This window comes from Variovorax sp. GW531-E2 (assembly GCF_059423125.1).
In genome coordinates this window covers 69,438-91,891 of sequence record NZ_JBWKXQ010000018.1, presented here as the reverse complement: position 1 = coordinate 91,891, position 22,454 = coordinate 69,438, and the positions used below count along the sequence as shown (strand labels likewise).

19 protein-coding genes are annotated in these 22,454 nt (G+C 69.3%); 16 read left to right on the top strand and 3 right to left on the bottom strand.

Going from position 1 to position 22,454, the window contains the following annotated elements; translation table 11 throughout:
• The first annotated feature begins 99 nt into the window (after nt 1–99).
• The 3 genes from AC07XP_RS13485 to AC07XP_RS13475 are packed head-to-tail and all read left to right on the top strand — an operon-like array spanning nt 100 to nt 3,267.
• Complete coding sequence (locus AC07XP_RS13485) at nt 100–1,857, top strand: ArnT family glycosyltransferase (RefSeq protein ID WP_495264947.1); 1,758 nt, start codon at nt 100–102, stop codon at nt 1,855–1,857.
• Complete coding sequence (locus tag AC07XP_RS13480) at nt 1,854–2,843, top strand: glycosyltransferase family 2 protein (RefSeq protein ID WP_062473993.1); 990 nt, start codon at nt 1,854–1,856, stop codon at nt 2,841–2,843. Before AC07XP_RS13485 ends, AC07XP_RS13480 begins: the two co-directional genes overlap by 4 nt.
• Before the next feature lie 10 nt (nt 2,844–2,853).
• The gene (locus AC07XP_RS13475) at nt 2,854–3,267 is read left to right on the top strand and encodes a GtrA family protein (protein WP_070063556.1); all 414 of its coding nucleotides are present in this window, start codon (nt 2,854–2,856) and stop codon (nt 3,265–3,267) included.
• Nucleotides 3,268–3,295: 28 nt separating this feature from the next.
• On the opposite strand, the gene AC07XP_RS13470 is transcribed toward AC07XP_RS13475, so the two are convergent.
• The 3 genes from AC07XP_RS13470 to AC07XP_RS13460 are packed head-to-tail and all read right to left on the bottom strand — an operon-like array spanning nt 3,296 to nt 6,017.
• On the bottom strand, nt 3,296–4,495 hold the full coding sequence (locus tag AC07XP_RS13470; protein ID WP_495264946.1) for an amidohydrolase family protein: 1,200 nt from the start codon (nt 4,493–4,495) through the stop codon (nt 3,296–3,298).
• Complete coding sequence (locus tag AC07XP_RS13465) at nt 4,450–5,217, bottom strand: TetR/AcrR family transcriptional regulator (RefSeq protein WP_095743155.1); 768 nt, start codon at nt 5,215–5,217, stop codon at nt 4,450–4,452. The genes AC07XP_RS13470 and AC07XP_RS13465 overlap by 46 nt, the downstream gene beginning before the upstream one ends.
• Before the next feature lie 26 nt (nt 5,218–5,243).
• The gene (locus AC07XP_RS13460; RefSeq protein WP_062473986.1) at nt 5,244–6,017 is read right to left on the bottom strand and encodes a ferredoxin--NADP reductase; all 774 of its coding nucleotides are present in this window, start codon (nt 6,015–6,017) and stop codon (nt 5,244–5,246) included.
• Between the two features lie 319 nt (nt 6,018–6,336).
• On the opposite strand from AC07XP_RS13460, the gene AC07XP_RS13455 reads away from it, so the two are divergent.
• The 13 genes from AC07XP_RS13455 (at nt 6,337) to AC07XP_RS13395 (ending at nt 22,388) form a co-directional block, all read left to right on the top strand.
• On the top strand, nt 6,337–7,956 hold the full coding sequence (locus tag AC07XP_RS13455; RefSeq protein WP_495264945.1) for a 6-hydroxynicotinate reductase: 1,620 nt from the start codon (nt 6,337–6,339) through the stop codon (nt 7,954–7,956).
• 3 nt (nt 7,957–7,959) lie between these two features.
• On the top strand, nt 7,960–8,862 hold the full coding sequence (locus tag AC07XP_RS13450) for a UPF0280 family protein (RefSeq protein ID WP_495264944.1): 903 nt from the start codon (nt 7,960–7,962) through the stop codon (nt 8,860–8,862).
• Between the two features lie 20 nt (nt 8,863–8,882).
• The gene (locus AC07XP_RS13445) at nt 8,883–9,524 is read left to right on the top strand and encodes an amino acid synthesis family protein (RefSeq protein WP_095743158.1); all 642 of its coding nucleotides are present in this window, start codon (nt 8,883–8,885) and stop codon (nt 9,522–9,524) included.
• A gap of 38 nt (nt 9,525–9,562) precedes the next feature.
• Nucleotides 9,563–10,147, top strand: a complete 585-nt coding sequence (locus AC07XP_RS13440; RefSeq protein WP_070063550.1) for an amino acid synthesis family protein — start codon at nt 9,563–9,565, stop codon at nt 10,145–10,147.
• 59 nt (nt 10,148–10,206) lie between these two features.
• Complete coding sequence (locus tag AC07XP_RS13435) at nt 10,207–11,412, top strand: ABC transporter substrate-binding protein (RefSeq protein ID WP_062473975.1); 1,206 nt, start codon at nt 10,207–10,209, stop codon at nt 11,410–11,412.
• 81 nt (nt 11,413–11,493) lie between these two features.
• Nucleotides 11,494–13,419 (top strand): ABC transporter permease, encoded by a 1,926-nt coding sequence (locus AC07XP_RS13430; protein ID WP_070063549.1) that lies wholly within the window; start codon nt 11,494–11,496, stop codon nt 13,417–13,419.
• Entirely contained in the window at nt 13,416–14,207 is a 792-nt protein-coding gene (locus AC07XP_RS13425; protein ID WP_447740080.1) for an ABC transporter ATP-binding protein, read from the top strand. The genes AC07XP_RS13430 and AC07XP_RS13425 overlap by 4 nt, the downstream gene beginning before the upstream one ends.
• Nucleotides 14,204–14,938, top strand: a complete 735-nt coding sequence (locus AC07XP_RS13420) for an ABC transporter ATP-binding protein (protein WP_139703387.1) — start codon at nt 14,204–14,206, stop codon at nt 14,936–14,938. Before AC07XP_RS13425 ends, AC07XP_RS13420 begins: the two co-directional genes overlap by 4 nt.
• A 34-nt stretch (nt 14,939–14,972) precedes the next feature.
• Nucleotides 14,973–15,698 carry a bifunctional nicotinamidase/pyrazinamidase gene (pncA, locus tag AC07XP_RS13415; protein ID WP_139703389.1) on the top strand — a complete coding sequence of 242 codons (726 nt, stop codon included), beginning with the start codon at nt 14,973–14,975 and terminating at the stop codon, nt 15,696–15,698.
• Nucleotides 15,699–15,768: 70 nt separating this feature from the next.
• Nucleotides 15,769–16,929, top strand: coding sequence for an ABC transporter substrate-binding protein (locus AC07XP_RS13410; RefSeq protein WP_172438410.1), 1,161 nt, complete (start codon nt 15,769–15,771; stop codon nt 16,927–16,929).
• Nucleotides 16,907–17,419, top strand: coding sequence for a (2Fe-2S)-binding protein (locus AC07XP_RS13405; RefSeq protein WP_495264943.1), 513 nt, complete (start codon nt 16,907–16,909; stop codon nt 17,417–17,419). Before AC07XP_RS13410 ends, AC07XP_RS13405 begins: the two co-directional genes overlap by 23 nt.
• Entirely contained in the window at nt 17,416–21,129 is a 3,714-nt protein-coding gene (locus AC07XP_RS13400) for a molybdopterin cofactor-binding domain-containing protein (protein WP_495264942.1), read from the top strand. Before AC07XP_RS13405 ends, AC07XP_RS13400 begins: the two co-directional genes overlap by 4 nt.
• Before the next feature lie 71 nt (nt 21,130–21,200).
• Nucleotides 21,201–22,388 carry a fumarylacetoacetate hydrolase family protein gene (locus AC07XP_RS13395; protein WP_495264941.1) on the top strand — a complete coding sequence of 396 codons (1,188 nt, stop codon included), beginning with the start codon at nt 21,201–21,203 and terminating at the stop codon, nt 22,386–22,388.
• Nucleotides 22,389–22,454 lie beyond the last annotated feature (66 nt).

Below are 22,454 nucleotides of genomic sequence, written 5' to 3'. Positions count from 1 at the left end.
CCTGCCGGCCGGTCGGCGCGACCGGAGTGACCGGCCACGGGAGTTGATATTCAGAAGCTGATCTTTGCCGCCGCGCACTACGCCCAGTTCGCGATCTTCGTGATTGCCTGCTGGGGTGCCGGCCGCGTGGTGCTCGCGCGCCTGCGCCCGCCCTCGCGCCGCGACGCCTGGCTCGAGGCGGCCATGTCGGCCGCGCTCGGTGTCGGCCTTTACATCTGTGCCTTCCAGGCGCTGGCGATCTTCGGGCTCTTTCGCCGCGAGGCCACGCTGGGGCTGATCGGCGCGGGCGTCGTGGCTGCCGCATGGCAGTGGCGCGGCTGGCGCGCCGAGGTGCGTGCGCTGCGCGCGGCCGCGCCCGCCACGCCGCCGTGGACCCGCTTCGAACGCATCGCCGCCATCGCGCTGGCGCTGGTCGCGCTGCCCGCGCTGGTGGCGCCGCTCGCGCCGCCGGCCGCCTTCGACGAGCTGATGTACCACCTGCCGTATGCGCGCCTCGTGGCGCAGCAGGGCACGCTGGGCATCCACGACTGGCTGCGCTACCCCTGGTTCCCGTACAACTACAACCTGCTGTACGCCGCCGCGCTGCAGGTGGGCGACGACGTGTTGCCGCACTTCCTCAACGCCCTGGCGGGCGCGCTGTCGGTGCTGATGATCTTCCGCCTGGGCATCCTGCATGCCAACCGGCTCACCGCCTGCATCGGCGCGGCCATCTGGCTGGGCATGGGCGACTACGCCAACGCGCTGATCGACATGGGCGTGGCGCTGTTCGTGCTGTCGGCCTTCGTGGCGCTGTGGTGGTGGCGCGAGTCCGAACCGCTGCGCGACGGCACGCGCTGGCTCTGCCTGGCGGCGTTCTGCCTCGGCGTGGCGGCGGGCTCCAAGTACCAGGCGCTGATCTTCCTGCCGCTGGTGGCGGTGTTCGTGGTGCGCCACGAGCGCCGCCTGCTGCGAGCCTGGGCGCCGGCGCTGCTGTGCTTCCTGATTCCGTGCATCTACTGGTACGCACGCAACGCGATCATGACGGGCGACCCCTTCAACCCGATCGGCGCGCGCGTGTTCGGCTTCACCGAATGGGTGCCGGCCGACTACGTGCAGCAGGTGGCCGACGTGCGCGACCACGCCGAGATGCCCAACGCGCTGATCTGGTCGGTGTTCCTCGCGCCCTTCAGCGTGTGGTGGAAGCGCTCCGCCGCCGTGCGCGCGGCGGGCTGGTTCTGCCTGTACTCGGTGGCCGTGTGGGTCGTGACCTCGCGCTACCCGCGCTACCTCATGGCCTCGTTCCCACTGCTCGCCATGACGGCCGCCGTGGGCTGGCAGGTGCTGTTCGGCTGGATCGCGGCGGGCGTGCGCCGCCTGCGCGCAGCGCCCGCTGCGGTCGCTGCCGACGGCCCGCGCAGTGGCGCCGGCGTCGGCGACTGGGTCGTGGTGCTGCTGCTGGCCGTGCTGGCCGCCGTGTCGGTGGGCCAGACGGCCACCAAGGTGTCGATGATCTCGCTCACGCCCGAGGCGCGCGAGGCCTTCCTGCGCAAGCACGTGCCGGGCTACGGCGTGATGGACTATGTGCGCCGCAACGTGACCGGCCGCGTCTACCAGATCGCGCTGAACGAGGCGATCTACTACGGCCCCAACCCGATCTGGGGCGACACGCTGGGGCGCTGGCGCTACCGCGACTACCTGCTGATGTCGCCCGGCGACACGGCGCGCAAGCTGGCGGCCGAGGGCTTCACCACCGTCGTCATGTCGCCCGAGATGGTGAAAGTGCTCAGCGTGCGGCCCGGCTTCGACCAGTACTATGGCCTGCTGCACGACCAAGACGGCAGCCGCGCCTACCGACTCCTTCCGACGACCGCCCCATGACGACCGACCACCGACCCGCCCCCGTGTCCGCCATGCCGCGCATTGCCGCCGTCATTCCCTGCTTCAACGAGGCCCTGGCCATCACCCAGGTGATCGAGGGCTTCCGCGCGGCCTTGCCGGGCGCCGAGATCCACGTCTTCGACAACAACTCCACCGACGACACCGCCGCCGTGGCCCGCGCGGCCGGCGCGATCGTCACGCACGTGGCCGCGCGCGGCAAGGGCAACGTGGTGCGGCGCATGTTCGCCGACGTCGAGGCCGACATCTACGTGATGGTCGACGGCGACGCCACCTACGACACCACCGCCGCGCCGCGCCTCATCGCGCGGCTGGTCGAGGGCAACCTCGACATGGTGGTCGGCAGCCGCGTGGACGACGGCCAGGACGCGCTCACCTACCGCGCCGGCCACCGCTTCGGCAACTGGCTGCTCACGGGCACCGTGGCGCAGCTCTTCGGCGGCGGCCTCACCGACATGCTCTCGGGCTACCGCGTGTTCTCGCGCCGCTATGCCAAGTCGTTCCCGGCGCTGTCGCAGGGCTTCGAGATCGAGACCGAGCTGACCGTGCACGCGCTCGAGCTGCGCATGCCCTACGCCGAGGAAGCCACCGCCTACAGCACGCGCCCCGAAGGCTCGCACAGCAAGCTCTCGACCTACCGCGACGGCTGGCGCATCCTGAAGACCATCGGCAAGCTGTTCGTCAGCGAGCGGCCGCTGCAGTTCTTCTCGATCGTCGCGGCCGTGCTCGCGATCGCTGCGCTCGCGCTGGCCCTGCCGCTGTTCATGACCTACGCCCACACCGGCCTGGTGCCGCGGCTGCCCACGGCGGTGCTCGCCACCGGCGCGATGCTGGCGGCGCTGCTGTCCTTCGTCTGCGGCGTGGTGATGCACACCGTCACGCTCGGCCGGCAGGAGGCCAAGCGGCTGCGCTACCTGGCGCAGCCCTGCGTGCGCGAGAGCTTGCGCAAGAGCCTGCGCGCGCACTGACGGCGGCGCGATGAAGATCGGGCGCGAGTTCCTCTCGTTCGCCGTGGCCGGCGTGATCGGCTTCGTGGTGGACGTGACGGTGCTCTACCTGCTGGCGCCTCTCTTGGGGTGGTACGGCGCGCGCGTCGTGTCGTTCCTGGCCGCCGCCACCACCACCTGGCTCTACAACCGCCGCTACACCTTCGCGGCGAGCGCGGCCGGCGCCGCCACGGGGCGTTCGGTCTGGCGCGAATACCTGGGCTACCTCACGACCATGCTGGCCGGCGCCGTGCTGAACTACGGCACCTACGTGCTCACGCTGCACTGGGTGGAGGGTCGCTGGGCCGCCGCGCTCGGCGTGGCGCTGGGCAGCATCGCGGGCCTGGGCGCCAACTTTCTCTCGGCGCGCTACCTGGTCTTTCGCTCGCATCGCAGCGGCGGCTGAGGCCGCCGCCGGGCGCGTGCACTCAGGTTCAGTGCCCGCCCGACACCACCACCGGGATCTCGGTGGCCGGCGGCGTGTTGCGGCTGCGACCGCAGCGCACGAGGCCGTCGATCATCACCATGCCCACGCCCGGGATGTCGCCCAGCTGCACGCTTTCGAGCAGGCCCGGCGCGGGCGAATGCTGGGCGCGGTCCATGAACACGAAGTCGGCCGCGCGGCCAACTTCGATCAGGCCGCAGTTGAGCTTGCGGATCTTCGCCGTGTTGCCGGTGGCGAAGCAGAACACCAGCTCGGCCGGGATGTTCGCGATCGACGACAGCATCGCCACCATGCGCAGGATGCCCAGCGGCTGCACGCCCGAGCCCGCGGGCCCGTCGGTGCCCAGGATCACGCGGTGCGGGCACTTCAGTTCGAGCGCGGCCTTGGCCGCCGCGATGGCGACCTTCTCGTTGCCGTTGTGCACGATCTCGATGGCGCGCGTGCTCTTCTCGCACAGCTCGCACACATGCGCCTCGGGCAGCGACGTGTGGCCGCCGTTGATGTGGCCGATGACGTCGGCGTCGGCCTCCAGCACCACGTCCTTGTCGATCAGGCCCGAGCCGGGGATCGACGGGCCGCCCGTGTGGATCGTGCTCTGGATGCCGTACTTGCGCGCCCAGGCCACCATTTCCTTGGCCTCGTAGCCGGCCTTCACCGAGCCCAGGCCCACTTCGCCCAAGAGGCTCACGCCGGCCTCGGCGAGTTCCTTGAAGTCGCTCTCGACCATGCCCTTTTCGATGACCGGTGCGCCGGCCAGCACCTTCACGCCGCCGGGGCGGAAGTTGTCGAAGGCGCGCTGCGCGGTGATGGCCAGCGCCTTCAGGCCGACGATGTCCTTCGGGCGGCCGGGCAGGTGCACCTCGCCGGCCGAGATCATGGTGGTCACGCCGCCGTGCATGGTGGAGTCGATCCAGCCGATCTGGCCCTGGCGCGGCGTCCAGTCGCCGAACACCGGGTGCACGTGGCTGTCGATCAGGCCGGGTGCGACGCAGGTCTTCTTCGCGTCGATGACGGTGACGGCGCCTTCGAGGTCGCAGTCTTTCTCCTTGCCGACCGCCACGATCAGGCCGTCGTTCACCACCAGGGTGTCGGCGTCGAGGATGGGCTTGTCGATGTCGCCCGAGAGCAGCAGCCCGATGTTCTTTATGACGACCTTGCCCGACTTTGCGCCGGCTGCGATTTCTGCCATTTCGTGGTGTCCTCGTCGTGGGGTGGGGAGTTGTTGTCTTGTTCCTGGATGTCGTCCGCGCGCACGGTGCGCAGCAGGGTCTCGATGACGAAATCTTCCCAGTGCGCGACGGCTTCCGGCGACTCCAGCGGCTCGCCGAGGAAGGCCGTGAGCGTGTGCCGGTTCGAGGTGTAGAAATAGCCGGTGGACGCGATCAGCAGGTAGATGTCGCGCGCCACGAGGTCGGTGCGGAACAGGCCCTGGGCCGCGCCGCTGGCAAGGATTTCCGAAATGATGGCCACCGCCCGCGACGAGTACTCGCGCGCCCGCAGCGACTTCGAGATGTGCCGGCCCTTGTGCAGGTTCTCGGTGTTCAGCAGGGTGACGAACTCGGGGTTCTTGCGGTAGTAGCCGAGCACGAAGCGGATGACTTCGGTGAGCGCTTCCACGGGGCGCGAGGCGTCGAGCGCAATGGCGGCCTCGGCGTCGTCCATGCGCTGGTAGATGCCTTCGAGCACCGCGATGAACAGGCCCTCTTTGCTGCCGAAGTAGTAGTAGATCATCCGGTCGTACGACTTGGCGGCCTTGGAGATCTTCTCCACGCTGCCGCCGTCGTAGCCGTACTTGGCGAACACCTTGGTCGCCGCCTTGAGGATGCTGTCGCGCGTGGCCTGGGCCGCGGCCTCGCGCACGCCGGTGCGGCGCTGGGGCTTGGGCTTGCTGACGGAGCGGGAGTCGGCCATCGTGCGCGCAGCGCCTCTTCTATTGCTTACTTCTCGGCGAAGGCGCGTTCGACCACGAAGTCGCCCGGCGTCGAGGTGTTGCCTTCCTTGAAGCCGCGCTTTTCCAGGATGTGCTTCAGGTCGACCAGCAGGCCGGGGCTGCCGCACAGCATCACGCGGTCTTCCTCGACGTTCAGCGGGGGCAGGCCCAGGTCGTCGGTGAGCTTGTTGCTCTCGATCAGGTCGGTGACGCGGCCCTGGTTGCGGAACTCCTCGCGCGTGACCGTGGGGTAGTACAGCAGCTGCTTGGCGATCATCTCGCCCAGGATCTCGTGCTTGGGCAGGTGGTCGGTCACGAGGTCGTGATAAGCCAGCTCGTCGACCTGGCGCACGCCGTGCACCAGGATGACCTGCTCGAACTTCTCGTACGTGTCGGGGTCGCGGATGATGCTCATGAACGGCGCCAGGCCGGTGCCCGTGCCGAACAGGTACAGGCGCTTGGCCGGCAGCGTGTAGTCGATGAGCAGCGTGCCGGTGGGCTTGCGGCCCACGATCACGGTGTCGCCCACCTGGATGTGCTGCAGCTTCGAGGTGAGCGGGCCGTCTTCCACCTTGATGCTCAGGAACTCCAGGTGCTCCTCGTAGTTCGGGCTCACGATGCTGTAGGCGCGCAGCAGGGGCTTGTTGTTGACCTTCAGGCCGATCATCGTGAAATGACCGTTCGAGAAGCGCAGCGCCGGGTCGCGCGTGGTGGTGAAGGTGAACAGGCGGTCGGTCCAGTGGTGGACGCTCAGGACGCGTTCTTCGCTGAATGCACTCATACAGAACTCAAGTGTTGGTTGAAGACAGAAAAGGGTGGCTGAGCCGAAATGCACGCCTTTGGGGCGTCCGCCATCGGCCGGCTAGCAACCCTCCATTGTCGTTGGTCGGAAAAACCCCGATGAACACCGCGAGAAAACACCATTGCAAGCATCGGGCCTGTTTGCTACATTGACCTTTGATGTAGTGAACGCAACATGAAAGTGTAGGGGATGCTACACAAACGAAAGCCGCCGCACAAGCACCTGCACGGCACGTTTGTTGCAAACCTCCGGAGCCTGAAGACCCGCTCCGACAGCACCACACCACGAGATCGCCCCGATGACTGAACACACCAAGACAGACGGATTGCCCGGCATCGACATGCCCCTGGTCGCGCAGGCCGGGGGCGCCGCCTTCGGCAAGGCGCCGCCGCGCAACGAGAAGATGAGCACCGCCAAGGTCGAGTGCAACGCCTGCCCGGTGCTGTGCCAGATCTCCGACGGCCGCACCGGCGCCTGCGACCGCTACGCCAACCGCCAGGGCGTGCTGGTGCGCGTCGACCCGGTGGTGCTGTTGCGCCGCACGCTTGCCAGCGAACAGCCGGCGCTCGTGCCCTTCGATCGGCCCGGCGCCGAGGCGGCCGAGGCAGACGCCACGCCCGACTGGAACGGCGACCTGCTGCACGCCGACGAGGTCTTCGTCACCGGCGTGGGCTCGTCCACCACGTATCCCGACTACAAGCCCGCGCCCTTCATCGTGGCTTCGAAAGCCCAGGGCGTCGACATGGTCACCGTCGTCACCGAAGGCATCTTCAGCTACTGCAGCTTCAAGGTGAAGATCGACACCGACCGCTTCCTGGGCGCCGAGCAGGCCAACGTGCGCTACAAGGGCGAGGTCGTGGGCCATGTCACCACGGCCGAGTACGGCTCGCAGATGCTGTCGCTGGGCGGCGTGCACCACCTCACGGGCGGCAGCAAGAAGGAAGGCCGCATGACGGCCGAGCTCATGCAGCTGCTGGGCAACAAGCAGGCGGTCGAATGCACCATCGACGGCGGCGCCAGCCTCGTCATCCAGGCCGGCAAGGCGCCCATCGTCAACGGCGTCGAAGAACAGCGCATGCGCGTGGGCTGCGGCTCGGCCGCCGTGGGCATCTTCGCGCGCCAGTTCGCCGGCGTGGCCGACGAGGTGGTGGTGGTCGACGACCACATCACCGGCGTGCTCACCGAGCACCAGGCCGGCCGCTGCCTCGACATGACGCCTTCGGGCATCCAGATGCTGGGGCGCAAGTCGACGCCGGGGCGCTACTTCCAGGTCGCGAACCCCGGCAACGGCTGGGGCGGCACCGACATCGCCGACCCGCTGGCGATCATCGAAGGCTGGGAGGAGGGCGTGGCCCGCCCCGGCCTGCGCCTGCTCATGACCTCCACCACCGGCGAGCACGCGCAGTGGTACGTGCTCGACGAGGCACTCAAGCCCGTCGAGCAGCCCATGCCGCCTGAGGTGCGCCGCATCGTCGATCGCATCGGCGAGAACTGCGAGCCTTCGCTGTGCACCGTGCTGTTCCTCGGCGGCGCCGGCGGCAGCCTGCGCGCGGGCGTCACCGAGAACCCGGTGCTGCTCACGCGCGCCATCAAGCGCGCGCTGGTCAACGTCACCTGCGGCGGCGCGCCGGCCTATGTGTGGCCCGGCGGCGGCATCACGGTGATGGCCGACGTCATGCGCATGCCCGACAACAGCTTCGGCACCGTGCCCACGCCGGCCATCGTCGCGCCCATCGAGTTCAGCATGCGGCGCGCCGACTACGAGGCGCTCGGTGGCCACGTCGAACACATCTTCCCGCTCGAACAGGCGCTCGCGCGCGGTGCGTGGCAGGAAGACGGCGCACCGCTGGCGCGCCAATGGCTCGTCATCGACGATGCCAATCCGTGGCCGCTTGGTCACGCTCCCATGCTGGGCTGAAAAATGTCCGCCCAACGCACGGCGCTCGACGCGGGCCGCTGGCATTTCAACCACGGCCCGATCGACATCGTGGCCGAAGCGCACGGCGACCCGTACGCCGTCGCGGCCGCGCACGACGCGGCCTGGGCGCGCTTCGGCCATGTGCTCGACGAACTCGTGCGCGAGCTGCCGCAGCTGCGCCTGCCCGTGGCCGCGCGCCAGCGCCCGCGCGGCGTCGTTGCGCGGCGCATGTGGGACGCCTGCGATGCGTTTTCGCCGCTGTTCCTCACGCCCATGGCGGCCGTGGCCGGCAGCGTGGCGCAGGAACTCATCGCCTTCTACGACCGGCCCGGCATCGAGCGCGCCTGGGTCAACAACGGCGGCGACATCGCGCTGCACCTCGCGCCCGGCCACACGGCGCGCGTGGGCCTGTTCGCCGATCTCGCGCGCTTCGACTGGCGCGACAGCGGCATGCTCACGACCGACGGCCAGTTCGAGCTGCACGCCGACCAGCCGGTGCGCGGCGTCGCCACCAGCGGCTGGCGCGGGCGCAGTTTCTCGCTGGGCATCGCCGACAGCGTGACGGTGTTGGCCGCCACCGCGGCGCAGGCCGACGCCGCCGCCACCGTGATCGCCAACGCCGTCGACGTGGCCGACGCCGCCATCCAGCGCCTGCCCGCCAGCGCCTGCAAGGACGACAGCGACCTCGGCGACACCCTCGTCACCGTCGACGTGCCGCCGCTGGCGCCCGCGCAGGTGCACCATGCACTCGATGCGGGCGCGGCGTGCGCCCACGCGTTGCAGAAAAGGGGGCTCGTGTGGGCCGTTCTGCTCGTTTGCCAGGGGCAGTGGCGGCGGGTGGAACCCTTATGCTCGAAGTCGCTGGACATCGCGCTGCCCGAAGCAGTTGGTTCAGTATTTGCTTAACGAAAGCAAGGTTCTTTTTCATGATCGAAATCCGTCGCGTCTTCACCCATGTCGAGCACATCCACCACGAGTTCGGACCGCGTGCCGAAACGCCGCTGGTGCGCGGTGCCATCGGCGCGGTGCTGACCAATCCTTTCGCGGGCCGCTACGAGCCCGACATCCTGCCGATGATGGCGCTGCTCGACCCCGTGGGCGTCGACATGGCGCACCAGCTGCACGCGGCCATGGACGTGCCGCTCGAACAGATCGCCACCTACGGCAAGGGCGCCATCGTCGGTGCCGACGGCGAGCTGGAGCACGGCGCGCTGTGGCACGTGCCCGGCGGCTACGCGATGCGCGAGCTGCTCGGCTGGAAGGGCAGCCGCGCCGCCTACACCGCGGGCAAGGCCGAAGAGAAAACCGGCCAGCCCGGCAACGCGCTGTCGATCGTGCCCTCGACCAAGAAGGTCGGCCCGCCCGGCGCCGCGCTCGACGTGCCGCTCACCAACATCAACGCCAGCTACGTGCGCGGCCAGTTCGACGCCATCGAAGTGCGCGTGCCCGGCGCGCCGATGGCCGACGAGATCGTCTTCATCCTCGCGATGAGCACCGGCTACCGCGTGCATGCGCGCGTCGGCGGCCTGCTCGCCAAGGACATCAGCAAGTGGGACGGCCTGCGCTGACCGCACAAGACAAGAGACAAGACAAGGAACACACAGACATGACCGCCAACATCCGCAAGCTCGTCATCCAGGTCGATGAAACCCGCAAGGAAATGGGCCAGGACGTGACGCCGCCCACGCGCCGCGCCGTCGCCATCGCCGTCATCGAGAACCCCTATGCCGGCCGCTACAGCGAGAACCTCGACGAACTCATCGCCATCGGCGAAGAGCTTGGCGCGCTGCTGGGCCAGAAGGCCGTGAAGGCGCTGGGCATCGAGCCCGGCCAGGCGCAGAGCTACGGCAAGGCCGCCATCGTCGGCGAGCGCGGCGAGCTGGAGCATGCGGCCGCCATCCTGCATCCCAAGCTGGGCGCGCCGCTGCGCGTGGCGGTCGAGAAGGGCGCCGCGCTCGTGCCTTCGGCCAAGAAGCAGGGCACGCTGGGCACCGCCATCGACGTGCCGTTGGGCCACAAGGACGCCGCCTTCGTGCGCAGCCACTTCGACGCCGTCGAGGCCCGCGTGGCCGACGCGCCGCGCGCCAACGAGATCGTCGTGGCCGTGGCCGTCACCGACAGCGGCCGTCCGCTGCCGCGCGTCGGCGGCCTGCAAGCCAGCGAGATCAAGGGCGAAGACGGCCTTCGCTGACCTGTCATTGCATCGTCACCCGCATCGTGTTTTCTGTTCGAACTTCTAGGAGCTTCCCGATGAATCCATTGCGCCTTGCCTTCTGCGCCGCTTCCGTCGTCACGCTGGCCACCGCCCTCGTCCCCGCGCATGCGCAGGGCGTGATCAAGATCGGCGAAATCAACAGCTACAAGGCGCAGCCCGCCTTCCTCGAGCCCTACAAGAAGGGCATGGAACTGGCGGTCGACGAGATCAACGCCAAGGGCGGCGTCAACGGCAAGAAGCTGGAGCTCATCAGCCGCGACGACAACGCCAACCCGGGCGACGCCGTGCGTGTGGCCGAAGAGCTCATCTCGCGCGAGAAGGTCGACGTGCTGGCCGGCGCCTTCCTGTCGAACACCGGCCTGGCGCTGACCGACTTCGCCAAGCAGAAAAAATTCTTCTACCTCGCCGCCGAGCCGCTCACCGACAAGATCGTCTGGAGCAACGGCAACAAGTACACCTACCGCCTGCGCCCCTCGACCTACATGCAGGTCGCGATGCTGGTGCCCGAGGCTGCCAAGCTCAAGAAGAAGCGCTGGGCCATCGTGTACCCCAACTACGAGTACGGCCAGTCGTCGGTCGCCACCTTCAAGACGCTGCTCAAGGCGATCCAGCCCGACGTCGAGTTCGTCGCCGAGCAGGCGCCGCCGCTGGGCAAGGTCGATGCGGGCAGCGTGGTGCAGGCCCTGGCCGATGCCAAGCCCGACGCCATCTTCAACGTGCTGTTCGGCGCCGACCTGTCCAAGTTCGTGCGTGAAGGCAACACGCGCGGCCTGTTCAAGGACCGCGAGGTCGTGAGCGTGCTGACCGGCGAGCCCGAGTACCTCGACCCGCTGAAGGACGAAGCACCCAACGGCTGGGTCGTCACCGGCTACCCCTGGTACGGCGTGAAGACCGCCGAACACAAGGCCTTCAACGACGCCTACCAGGCCAAGTTCAAGGACTACCCGCGCCTGGGTTCGGTGGTGGGCTACAGCGCCATCTACTCGATCGCCGCCGGCGTGAAGAAGGCCGGCAGCACCGACACCGAGAAGCTCGTGGCCGCCTTCAAGGGCCTGCAGGTCGACACGCCCTTCGGCAAGATCAGCTACCGCGCGCAGGACAACCAGTCCACCATGGGCGCGTACGTCGGCAAGACGAAGAACGACGGCGGCAAGGGCGTGATGGTCGACTACGTGTACCTCGACGGTGCCAAGTTCCAGCCCACCGACGACGAAGTGAAAAAGATGCGCCCTGCGGACTGACCGCACGGCTCCTGCAACGCGTCCGCCGCCGCTTCTTGAGCGCGGCGGGGCGCGGTGTCTCCAGTTTCCTCAGGGTCCTTCATGAGCTTTTCAGGCTTCGTTGTTCAGTTGCTCAACGGGTTGGCTGGCGCGTCTTCGCTGTTTCTGGTGGCGGCCGGCCTCTCGTTGATCTTCGGCGTGACGCGCATCGTCAACTTCGCCCATGGATCTTTTTTCATGGTGGGCATCTACGTCGCGTACACGCTGGTCGAGAAGCTCGGCCCGAGCGTGGGCTTCTGGCCTGCGCTCTTGATCGCCGCGCTCGCGGTGGGCGTGCTGGGCGCGCTCATCGAGGTGCTGCTGCTGCGCCGCATCTACAAGGCGCCCGAGCTGTTCCAGCTCCTGGCCACCTTCGCGCTGGTGCTGGTCATCAAGGACGCGGTGCTGTGGCTCTGGGGTCCTGACGAACTGCTCGGCCCGCGCGCGCCGGGCCTGAAGGGCTCGGTCGAAATCCTCGGACGCCAGTTTCCTTCGTACGACCTGTTCCTGATCGTCGTCGGTCCGCTGGTGCTCGGCCTCGTGTGGCTGCTGCTCACGCGCACGCGCTTCGGCACGCTGGTGCGCGCCGCCACGCAAGACCGCGAGATGGTCAGCGCGCTGGGCGTCAACCAGGCCTGGCTCTTCACCGCCGTGTTCGCGCTCGGCGCGCTGCTCGCGGGCCTGGGCGGCGCACTGCAATTGCCGCGCGAACCCGCCACGCTCGAGATGGACCTGAACACCATCGGCGCCGCCTTCGTCGTCGTGGTGGTCGGCGGCATGGGCTCGCTGCCCGGCGCCTACGTGGCCGCGCTGCTCATCGCCGAGATCAAGGCCGTGTGCATCTGGCTGGGCGTGGTGCAGATCTTCGGCATCGACGTGTCGTTCTCCAAGCTCACGCTGATGGTCGACTTCCTCGTGATGGCCATCGTGCTGGTGTGGCGCCCCTGGGGCCTGTTCGGCCGGCCGCAGGCGCCGAGCCGCTATGTCGGCATGCAGGAAGAACCGCTGCGCCGCCCCAGCACCGCCTACATCGTGGCCGCCGCCGGGCTCGCGCTGGTGCTGGCCGCGCTGCCGCTGCTGACGGCCGGCTCGCCCTACACCACGGTGCTGATGATCGACCTGCTGATCGCCGCGCTGTTCGCCACCAGCCTGCACTTCATCATGGGGCCGGCCGGCATGCACTCCTTCGGCCACGCTGCGTACTTCGGCCTCGGGGCCTACGGCGCGGCGTTGCTGGTGCGCGCGCTGCACCTGCCGATGGAGCTGGCGCTGGTGGTCGCGCCGCTGGTGGCGGCACTCGGCGCCTTCGTCTACGGCTGGTTCGCGGTGCGGCTGTCGGGCGTGTACCTGGCGATGCTCACGCTGGCCTTCGCGCAGATCACCTGGGCCGTCACCTACCAGTGGGACAGCTTCACGGGCGGCAGCAACGGCCTGACCGGCGTGTGGCCCTCGGAGTGGCTGTCGAACAAGCAGGTGTACTACTGGCTCACGCTGGTGCTCGTGGGCGCGGGCGTGTGGTGGCTGCGCCGCGTGCTGTTCTCGCCCTTCGGCTATGCGCTGCGCGCGGGCCGCGATTCGGTGCTGCGCGCCGACGCCATCGGCATCGACGTCAAGCGCATGCAGTGGGCGGCCTTCGTCATCGCGGGCACCGTGGCGGGCCTGGCCGGCGCGCTCTATGCGTTCTCGAAGGGCAGCATCTCGCCGGAAAGCCTGTCGGTCGGCAAGTCGGTCGACGGCCTCGTGATGGTGCTGCTGGGCGGCATCCAGACCCTGGCGGGGCCGGTGGTCGGCGCCGTCACCTTCACCTGGCTGCACGACACCGTGGCACGCAACACCGACTACTGGCGCGCCATGCTCGGCGCCATCATCCTGATCCTGGTGCTGCTGTTCCCGCAGGGCATTGCAGGTTCGATCAAGCAGCTCGTCGACCGGTGGCGCGCACCGAAGCATGATGAAGCAGACGCCAAGCTCAAGGAGGTGAAGGCATGAGCCTCCTCAAAGTCACCAACCTCGGCAAATCGTTCGGCGGCGTGAAGGCCGTCGACGGCATCAGCTTCGAGCTGCCGCCCGGCGAACTGCTCGCACTCATCGGCCCCAACGGCGCCGGCAAGTCGACCACCTTCAACATGGTGAACGGCCAGCTCAAGGCCGACCAGGGCTCGATCACGCTCGACGGCCACGAGCTCGTGGGCCGCAAGCCGCGCGAGATCTGGCGCAAGGGCGTGGGCCGCACCTTCCAGATCGCCGAAACTTTTGCCTCGCTCACCGTGGTCGAGAACGTGCAGATGGCGCTGCTCTCGCACGACCACAAGCTGTTCTCGATGTGGCGCCGCGCGGCCGACCACAAGCGCGACGAAGCACTGGCGCTGCTCGACCAGGTCGGCATGAAGGCGCAGGCCGACCGGCCCTGCAGCGTGCTGGCCTACGGCGACGTGAAGCGCGTCGAACTCGCCATCGCCATGGCCAACTCGCCCAAGCTGCTGCTCATGGACGAGCCCACCGCCGGCATGGCGCCCCAGGAGCGCAACTCGCTCATGGCGCTCACCAAGGACCTCGTCATCCAGCGCGGCATGGCCGTGCTCTTCACCGAGCACAGCATGGACGTGGTGTTCGCGTACGCCGACCGCATGATCGTGCTGGCGCGCGGGCGCCTCATCGCGCAGGGCAAGCCGCTGGAAATCCGCGACCACCCGAAGGTGCAGGAGGTGTACTTCGGCAGCGGCAAGACCTTCGAGAAGATCGCCGAAAAGGCCGCCGCATTGGGAGTTGCCGCATGAGCACGCACGAACCTCTTCTGGAAGCCAAGGCGCTGTGCGCCTGGTATGGCGCCGCGCAGATTCTTTACGACGTCGACCTCGAAGTGCGGCGCGGCGAAGTCGTCGCGCTCATGGGCCGCAACGGCGCGGGCAAGTCGACCACGCTCAAGACGCTGATCGGCATGCTCACCAAGCGCCGCGGCGCCGTGCGCTTCCTGGGCCACGACATTTCGAAGAGCGAGCCGCACCACGCGGCGCGCCTGGGCCTGGGCTTCGTGCCCGAAGACCGGCGCGTGTTCACCGACCTCACGGTGATGGAGAACCTCGAGGTCGGCAAGCAGCCCGCGCGCCAGTGGGCCGACGGCACCGCCGCGCCGCTGTGGACGCCCGAGCGCCTGTTCCAGCTGTTCCCCAACCTCGGCGAGATGCCCAACCGCCCCGGTGGCCGCATGAGCGGTGGCGAGCAGCAGATGCTCACTGTGGCGCGCACGCTGATGGGCAACCCGTATCTCGTGCTGCTCGACGAGCCCTCCGAGGGCGTGGCCCCCGTCATCGTCGAGCAGATGGCCAACATGATCCTCGAGCTCAAGGCGCAGGGCGTGAGCATCCTGCTGTCGGAGCAGAACATGCACTTCGCCGAGCTGGTCTCCGACCGCGCCTACGTGCTCGAGAAGGGGCAGATCCGCTACCACGCGACGATGGCCGAACTGGCGGCCAACGAAGAAGTGCGCAGGGCCTACCTCAGCGTCTGACCGTTTCCTTTCCTCAACCACCGGAGTCCACACCATGCATCGCAGAACCGTCTTGAAGTCCGCCGCTGCCCTGGGGCTCGCCGGCAGCCTCGGCAGTTTCGGCCTCTCCGCTTTCGCGGCCGGCAAGATCAAGCCCGGTGGCAAGGCCGCGCTGATCGTGGTCGACGTGCAGAACTGTTTTCTGGACGGCGGCACGCTCGCGGTGAAGGGCGGCAACGAGGTGATCCCGGTCATCAACGCGCTGGCGCCCGCGTTCCAGAACATCGTCGTCACGCAGGACTGGCACACGGCGGGCCACGCCTCGTTCGCCAGCACCTACAGCGGCAAGAAGCCTTTCGAGACCACCAAGCTCAATTACGGCACGCAGGTGCTGTGGCCCGACCATTGCGTGCAGGGCACCGACGATGCCGCGCTCGGCAAGGAGCTGAAGGTGCCGACCGCGCAGCTCATCATCCGCAAGGGCTTCCACAAGGACATGGACAGCTACTCCGCCTTCGAGGAGGCCGACCACAAGACGGCCACTGGCCTGGCCGGCTACCTCAAGGCGCGCGGCATCAAGACTGTGTTCGTCACCGGCCTGGCCACCGACTTCTGCGTGGCCTGGACCGCGATGGACGCGCGCAAGGCCGGCTTCGAGGCCTACGTGATCGAAGACGCCACGCGCGGCATCGACCTCAACGGCTCGCTGGCCGCCGCCTGGAAGCAGATGACGGCCAAGGGCGTGAAGCGCATCCAGTCGGGCGACATCCAGGCCGGCTGACGACGACGAAGTCCGCGGCGCCGCCGCGGCAACACCCCTCCGACGACAACAACAAAGAGACAGACGACGCATGAAGCTTTCGATTTCAAGGCGCACCCTGGTGGCGGGCGGCGCGGCCCTGGCCCTCGGCCCCGGCCTGCTGCGGCCGGCGCGCGCGGACAACGGCGTGACCGACAGCACCATCCGCATCGGCCAGTCGGCCGTGTTCAGCGGCCCGGCGAAAGACTTCGGCGTCGACTACCGCGCGGGCATCCAGCTGTACTTCGACCGCGTCAACAAGTCGGGCGGCATCCACGGCCGCAAGATCGAACTCGTCACCTACGACGACGCCTACGAGCCCGCGAAGACGGCCGTCAACACCGCCAAGCTGATCGACGAGGACAAGGTCTTCGCGCTCACCGGCTACGTCGCCACGGGCAACCTCGCGGCCGCCATGCCGCTGGCCGAGAAGGCCGGCGTGCCGATGTTCGCGCCGCTGGTGGGCACCACGTCGTTTCGCACCAAGACCAACCGCTACCTGTTCCACGTGCGCGCGGGCTACGACCTGGAGCTGCGCAAGATCATCAGCCACCTCTCGACGCTGGGCATCCAGTCGATCGCCGTGGTCTACCAGGACAGCGCCTTCGGCAAGTCGAACCTCGCCACCTGCGAGCAGCTGGCCGCCGAGTACAAGGTGAAGGTGGTGCAGACGCTGCCCATGGCCATCGCGGCCGAAGACGCCAAGCAGGTGATCGGCGGGCTCGCCGAGGGCCGCCCCGGCGCCGTCGTGATGATCATGGCCGGGCGCATGACCGAGGTCTTCATCCGCGACTACCGCGCGAGCGGCGCGGCCGCACCGCTGTACACGCTGTCGGTCGGCATCACCGACGCGGCGGGTTCGGCCAAGCGGCTCGAAGGCAAGCTCGCCGGGCTGGTCACGGCCAGCATCGTGCCGCCGCCCGGTGCGCAGCGCGTGCCCATCGTGGCCGACTACCAGCGCGACCGCGCCGAGTTCGGCCAGAAGATCGACAGCTACACCGCGCTCGAGGGCTACATCGTCGCGCGCGTGATGGCCGAGGGCCTGCGCCGCGCGGGCAAGGCGCTCACGCGCGACAGCTTCATCGCCGGGCTCGAGAGCATCGGCAGCACGCGCTTCGGCGACTTCCCCGTCGACTACAGCGCGAAGAACCACAACGGCTCGACCTTCGTGGACCTGGAGATGTACACCCGTGACGGCCAGTTGCGGCGCTGAGCCGCTGCACCTGCAGGTCAACGGCCGGGCGCACGCGCTCGCCGGCGTGCCGCGCGAAGCCTCGCTGCTGCACCTGCTGCGCAACGACCTCGGGCTCAACGGGCCCAAGTACGGCTGCGGGCTCGGGCAGTGCGGCGCGTGCACGGTGCATGTCGACGGCGTGGCCGCGCGGTCCTGCGTGATTCCGGCGCACGGCGTGGCAGGGCGCAGCATCACCACGCTCGAAGGCCTGGGCATGCGCGGGCGCTGGCATCCGGTGCAGGCCGCCTTCGAAGACGCGCAGGCCGCGCAGTGCGGCTACTGCCTCAACGGCATGGTGATGCAGGCCGCGGCGCTGCTCGCGCGTGATCCCGGCGCGAGCGAGGCGCGTATCCGCAGCGAGCTCTCGGGCAACCTGTGCCGCTGCGGCACGCACATCGAGATCCTCGACGCCGTGCAGCGCGCCGCCGTGCGCCTGCGCATGGCCCCGCCGGACGCCCCCGCCGCATGACGCGCCGCGCCGACCTGCCGCAGACGCGCGCGGAATTCCTCGCTGCCGATGGCGTGCTGCTGGTGGTGCGCGAGGCGCCGCCCCCGCCGCCGCCCGCCAAGGGCCAGCCTGCCTTCATCGCCAGCCACCCCAGTGAAGGGGACGAGGTGCTGCTCGCGCTGTGGGACGACGGCAGCGTCTCCGCGCTCAACGGCCACGTCGACCTGGGCACCGGCATCCAGACCGCGCTGGCGCAGATCGTGGCCGAGGAGCTCGACCTCGGCATGCCCTGCGTGCGCATGATGCTCGGCGACACCGCGCGCGCGCCCAACCAGGGCGCGACCATCGCGAGCGCGTCGATCCAGATCCACGCGCAGCCGCTGCGGCTGGCCGCCGCGCAGGCACGCGCATGGCTGCTGGCGCGCGCGGCCGAGCGGCTGGGCGCGGCCGTCGATGCGCTGCAGGTGCGCAACGGCGTGGTGCGCGTGGCCGAGGCGCCGGACCGTCACGTCAATTACGCGGAACTCGTGGTGCACCAGCGCACGGTGCTGCGGCTGGACCTCGACGCCACCCCCAAGAACCCGGCCGACTACCGCCTCGTCGGCACGCGCCAGGCGCGTGTCGACATCCCGGCCAAGCTCGCGGGCGACCTCGTGTTCGTGCACGACATGCGCGTGCCCGGCATGCTGCACGGCCGCGTGGTGCGCCCGCCGTACGCGGGCGCGGACCACGGCGAGTTCATCGGCAACACGCTCGAATCGGTCGACGAGTCGTCGATCGCCCACATCCCCGGCATCCGTGCCGTGGTCGTGGTGCGCGACTTCGTCGGCATCGTCGCCGAGCGCGAGGAGCACGCCGAGCAGGCGATGCGCGAGCTGCGCGTGACCTGGAAGCCCTGGCCCGGCATGCCCGACCTGCGCGACGTCGCACAGGCCCTGCGCGACAACCCCTCGACGCAGCGCCTGCTGGTCGACGAAGGCGATGTCGACGGCGCCATGGCCGCCGCCGCGCAGCCGATGCAGCGCACCTATGTGTGGCCCTACCAGATGCATGCGTCCATCGGCCCCTCGTGCGCGCTGGCCGAGTGGCAGCCCGCCGACGGCAGCGGCATGCAGCTGCGCTGCTGGGCCGGCTCGCAGAACCCGCACGTGCTGCGCGCCGACCTCGCGAAGTTGATGGGCGTGGACGACGTGCAGGTCGACGTGGTGCGCATGGAGGCCGCGGGCTGCTACGGCCGCAACGGCGCCGACGACGTGGCGGCCGATGCCGCGCTGCTCGCGCGCGCCGTGGGCGCGCCGGTGCGCGTGCAGCTCTCGCGCGAGCAGGAGCATGCGTGGGAGCCCAAGGGCGCCGCGCAGCTCATGGAGATCGACGGCGGGCTCATGGCCGACGGCCGCGTCGCGGCCTACGACTTCGAAACCTCCTACCCCTCGAACGGCGCGCCCACGTTGGCGCTGCTGCTCACGCGCACGGTCGAGCCCGTGGCGCAGGCCTACGAGATGGGCGACCGCACCGCGCGACCGCCCTACAGCTACGACAACCTGCGCGTGAAGGTCAACGACATGGCGCCGATCGTGCGCGCCTCGTGGCTGCGCGGCGTGTCGGCGCTGCCGAGTTCGTTCGCGCACGAGTCGTACATCGACGAGCTGGCGACGGCGGCGGGTGTCGACCCCGTGCAGTTCCGCCTGCGGCATCTGGACGATCCGCGCGCGGTCGAGCTCGTGCAGGCCACCGCGCAGAAGGCCGGCTGGCGCATGCGCACCGGGCCGCAGGAGAACGCCGACGGCGGGCTCGGCGAAGGCGGAGACATCCTCTTCGGCCAGGGCTTTGCGTACGCGCGCTACATCCACAGCAAGTGGCCGGGCTTCGGCGCCGCATGGGCTGCGTGGGTGGCCGATGTCGAGGTCAACCAGAAGACCGGCGAGGTGCATGTGCGCCGCGTGGTGGTGGGGCACGACGCGGGGCTGCTGGTCAACCCGGCGGGCGTCGAGCACCAGGTGCACGGCAACGTGATCCAGACCACGAGCCGCGCGCTCAAGGAGCAGGTGCAGTTCGCGCCGCAACAAGGTGCTGCTGCTGGCGGTGCGCAGTTGCCGGGCGTGTTGCCGACCGGCGTGGTCGCGAGCCGCGAGTGGGGCAGCTACCCGATCATTAATTTCCGCGACGTGCCGGTGATCGAGGTGATGCACATGCCGCGGCCGGGCGAGCCGTCGCTGGGTGCGGGCGAGTCGTCGTCGGTGCCGGGCACGGCGGCGATCGCGAATGCGATCTTCGATGCGACGGGCGTGCGCTTCCGCTCGCCGCCGTTCACGCCGGAGACGGTGCTGGCGGAATTGAACCGGGGCTCGCTGCCACCGCCGCCAGTGCAGGGCGATGCCGCCGGGCCCTCTTCCTCACCTGCCCCAAGCGCAGGCGTGAGCGCTGCTCTGTGGCCGCGTCGCAAGGGTCTGTGGGCCACCGGCGCCGCGCTCTTCATCGGCGGCCTCGGCGTCGTCGCCGGCCTGCTCGGCTGGCGCTCGGCCATCGCGCCGGTGTCACTCAGCGCGCCGGTCTACAGCGAGTCCACCATCGAACGCGGCCGCGTGCTCGCCGCGCTCGGCGATTGCGCCGTGTGCCACACCGCGCCGGGCGGCGCACCCAACGCCGGTGGCCGCGCGATGGACACGCCCTTCGGCACGCTCTACACCACCAACCTCACGCCCGATGCCGAGACGGGCCTGGGCCGCTGGTCCTTCAGCGCCTTCCAGCGCGCGATGCGCGAAGGCGTCTCGCGCGACGGCCACCACCTGTACCCCGCGTTCCCCTACACCGCCTTCGCGAAGACCAGCGACGACGACCTGCAGGCGCTCTATGCGTACTTCATGGCGATGCCGGCGGTGCGTGCGCCAACGCCCAAGTCCGAACTCAAGTTCCCGTTCAACCTGCGCCCGCTGATGGCAGGCTGGAACGCGCTGTTCCACGACCCCGCGCCGCTTCCGCCTGTGCCCACGCAGAGCGCCGAATGGAACCGCGGTGCCTACCTCGTCAACGGCCTGGGCCATTGCGGCGCCTGCCACACGCCGCGCAACGCGCTCGGCGCGGAGCAGGGCGGCAGCGCGTTCCTCTCGGGCGCGATGGTCGATGGCTGGGAAGCGCCCGCGCTCACGCAGCTGTCGAAGGCTGCCGTGCCGTGGGACACCGATGCGCTGTACCGCTACCTGCGCAACGGCCACTCGCCACGCCACGGCATCGCGGGCGGCCCGATGGCCGAGGTGGTGCGCGAACTCGCGCAGGTGCCCGACGCCGACGTGCGCGCGATGGCCGTCTACCTCGGCTCCTTCAACCCCGAGCCGGTCGCGCAGCCGCAGGCGCTCGCGCAGCAGGCCATCGACAACGCCGCGCGCACGCAGGGCCAGCTGCTCGGCCCCGCGCAGCGCATGTTCGACAGCGCGTGTGCGTCGTGCCACCACGACGGCGACGGTCCCACGCTGCTGGGCGTGAACACGCCGCTCGCACTCAACAGCAGCCTCACGAGCACACGGCCCGACAACCTGCTGCGCACCATCCTCGACGGCGTGCGCGCGCCCGCGCACCGCGACATCGGCTTCATGCCCGCGTTCCGCGAGGCGCTCGACGACCGCCAGATCGCCGACCTCGCCGGCTACATGCGCGCACGCTTCGCGCCGCAGGAAGCGCAGTGGACGAACCTGCCCGCCGACGTGGCGCGCGTGCGGAGCACGCCGGGCCACTGACCCGCGGCGCGCGCGGCCGTGGGCCCGCGGCTACGATGGCGCGCAGACCTTATTCACGGAGACACCCCACCATGCCTTTGGACCTTTCGACCGCTTCCAGCCTGCCCCGCGACGCCGAGCGCGCCACCCTTGTCGGCCGTCTCTGGCAACCCGGCGTGGGCCCGGTGCTGGTGGCCGTGCAGGGCGACGGCCTGCACGACCTGTCGACGCTCGCGCCCACCATGAGCGACCTGCTCGAAGGCCAGGGCTCGCCGGCCGAGGCCGTGCGCGCGGCATTGCAAGCGGGCACCGCACCGCGCATCGCCGCGCTCGATGCCGTGCTCGCCAACAGCGACGAAAGCACGCGCGACAGCAATCAGGCCTGGCTGCTCGCCCCCTGCGACCTGCAGGTCGTGAAGGCCAGCGGCGTGACCTTCGTCGCGAGCCTGCTCGAACGCGTGATCGAAGAGCAGGCACGCGGCGATGCCTCGCGCGCCGAGGCCACGCGCGCGGCCATCGGCGATGTGCTGGGCGACAACCTCGCCGACATCGTGCCGGGCTCGCCCGAAGCCATGAAGGTGAAGGACGTGCTCATCGCGCAAGGCATGTGGTCGCAGTACCTCGAGGTCGGCATCGGCCCCGACGCCGAGGTCTTCACCAAGGCCCCGGTGCTCGCGGCCGTGGGCACCGGCGCCGACGTGGGCATCCACGCGGACTCGGCCTGGAACAACCCCGAGCCCGAAGTCGTGCTCGCGGTGAACAGCCGCGGCGAGACGCTCGGCGCCGCGCTCGGCAACGACGTCAACCTGCGCGACTTCGAAGGCCGCAGCGCACTGCTGCTGGGCAAGGCCAAGGACAACAACGCCTCGTGCGCCATCGGCCCGTTCATCCGTCTGTTCGATGCGCACTTCGGCATCGCCGACGTGCGACGCATCACGGTCGCGTTGAACGTGACGGGCCCCGAGGGCTTCACGCTCGAAGGTTCGAGCTCGCTGTCGAAGATCAGCCGCGATCCGCTCGACCTCGTGGCGCAGACACTCAACCGCCACCACGCCTACCCAGACGGTTTCATGTTGTTTCTGGGCACGATGTTCGCGCCGACACAAGACCGTCACGGACCGGGGCAAGGATTCACGCATGTCGTGGGCGACCATGTGCGCATCGCGGCCCCTGAATTGGGTGCGTTGAACAACCGCGTCGTGCATGCAGACCAGGCGCCGCGGTGGTCTTTCGGCCTCGGTGCGTTGATGCGCAACCTCGCGTCGCGTCGGCTGCTGTAGCCCGTACTTCTGCACTTTAAAAGCAGATGTACTCCTTTGGAATTCAGAGGCTGCACTTTGCATTCT

Excerpts from the sequence above, each read along its gene's own strand:
- AC07XP_RS13420 (WP_139703387.1), top strand. The coding sequence starts at position 14,204 with ATGAGCACGCACGAACCTCTTCTGGAAGCCAAGGCGCTGTGCGCCTGG.
- AC07XP_RS13410 (WP_172438410.1), top strand. The coding sequence starts at position 15,769 with ATGAAGCTTTCGATTTCAAGGCGCACCCTGGTGGCGGGCGGCGCGGCC.
- AC07XP_RS13395 (WP_495264941.1), top strand. The coding sequence starts at position 21,201 with ATGCCTTTGGACCTTTCGACCGCTTCCAGCCTGCCCCGCGACGCCGAG.
- AC07XP_RS13440 (WP_070063550.1), top strand. The coding sequence starts at position 9,563 with ATGACCGCCAACATCCGCAAGCTCGTCATCCAGGTCGATGAAACCCGC.
- AC07XP_RS13460 (WP_062473986.1), bottom strand. The coding sequence starts at position 6,017 with ATGAGTGCATTCAGCGAAGAACGCGTCCTGAGCGTCCACCACTGGACC.
- AC07XP_RS13475 (WP_070063556.1), top strand. The coding sequence starts at position 2,854 with ATGAAGATCGGGCGCGAGTTCCTCTCGTTCGCCGTGGCCGGCGTGATC.
- AC07XP_RS13450 (WP_495264944.1), top strand. The coding sequence starts at position 7,960 with ATGTCCGCCCAACGCACGGCGCTCGACGCGGGCCGCTGGCATTTCAAC.
- AC07XP_RS13430 (WP_070063549.1), top strand. The coding sequence starts at position 11,494 with ATGAGCTTTTCAGGCTTCGTTGTTCAGTTGCTCAACGGGTTGGCTGGC.
- AC07XP_RS13480 (WP_062473993.1), top strand. The coding sequence starts at position 1,854 with ATGACGACCGACCACCGACCCGCCCCCGTGTCCGCCATGCCGCGCATT.
- pncA (WP_139703389.1), top strand. The coding sequence starts at position 14,973 with ATGCATCGCAGAACCGTCTTGAAGTCCGCCGCTGCCCTGGGGCTCGCC.
- AC07XP_RS13445 (WP_095743158.1), top strand. The coding sequence starts at position 8,883 with ATGATCGAAATCCGTCGCGTCTTCACCCATGTCGAGCACATCCACCAC.
- AC07XP_RS13435 (WP_062473975.1), top strand. The coding sequence starts at position 10,207 with ATGAATCCATTGCGCCTTGCCTTCTGCGCCGCTTCCGTCGTCACGCTG.
- AC07XP_RS13425 (WP_447740080.1), top strand. The coding sequence starts at position 13,416 with ATGAGCCTCCTCAAAGTCACCAACCTCGGCAAATCGTTCGGCGGCGTG.
- AC07XP_RS13470 (WP_495264946.1), bottom strand. The coding sequence starts at position 4,495 with ATGGCAGAAATCGCAGCCGGCGCAAAGTCGGGCAAGGTCGTCATAAAG.
- AC07XP_RS13465 (WP_095743155.1), bottom strand. The coding sequence starts at position 5,217 with ATGGCCGACTCCCGCTCCGTCAGCAAGCCCAAGCCCCAGCGCCGCACC.
- AC07XP_RS13400 (WP_495264942.1), top strand. The coding sequence starts at position 17,416 with ATGACGCGCCGCGCCGACCTGCCGCAGACGCGCGCGGAATTCCTCGCT.
- AC07XP_RS13455 (WP_495264945.1), top strand. The coding sequence starts at position 6,337 with ATGACTGAACACACCAAGACAGACGGATTGCCCGGCATCGACATGCCC.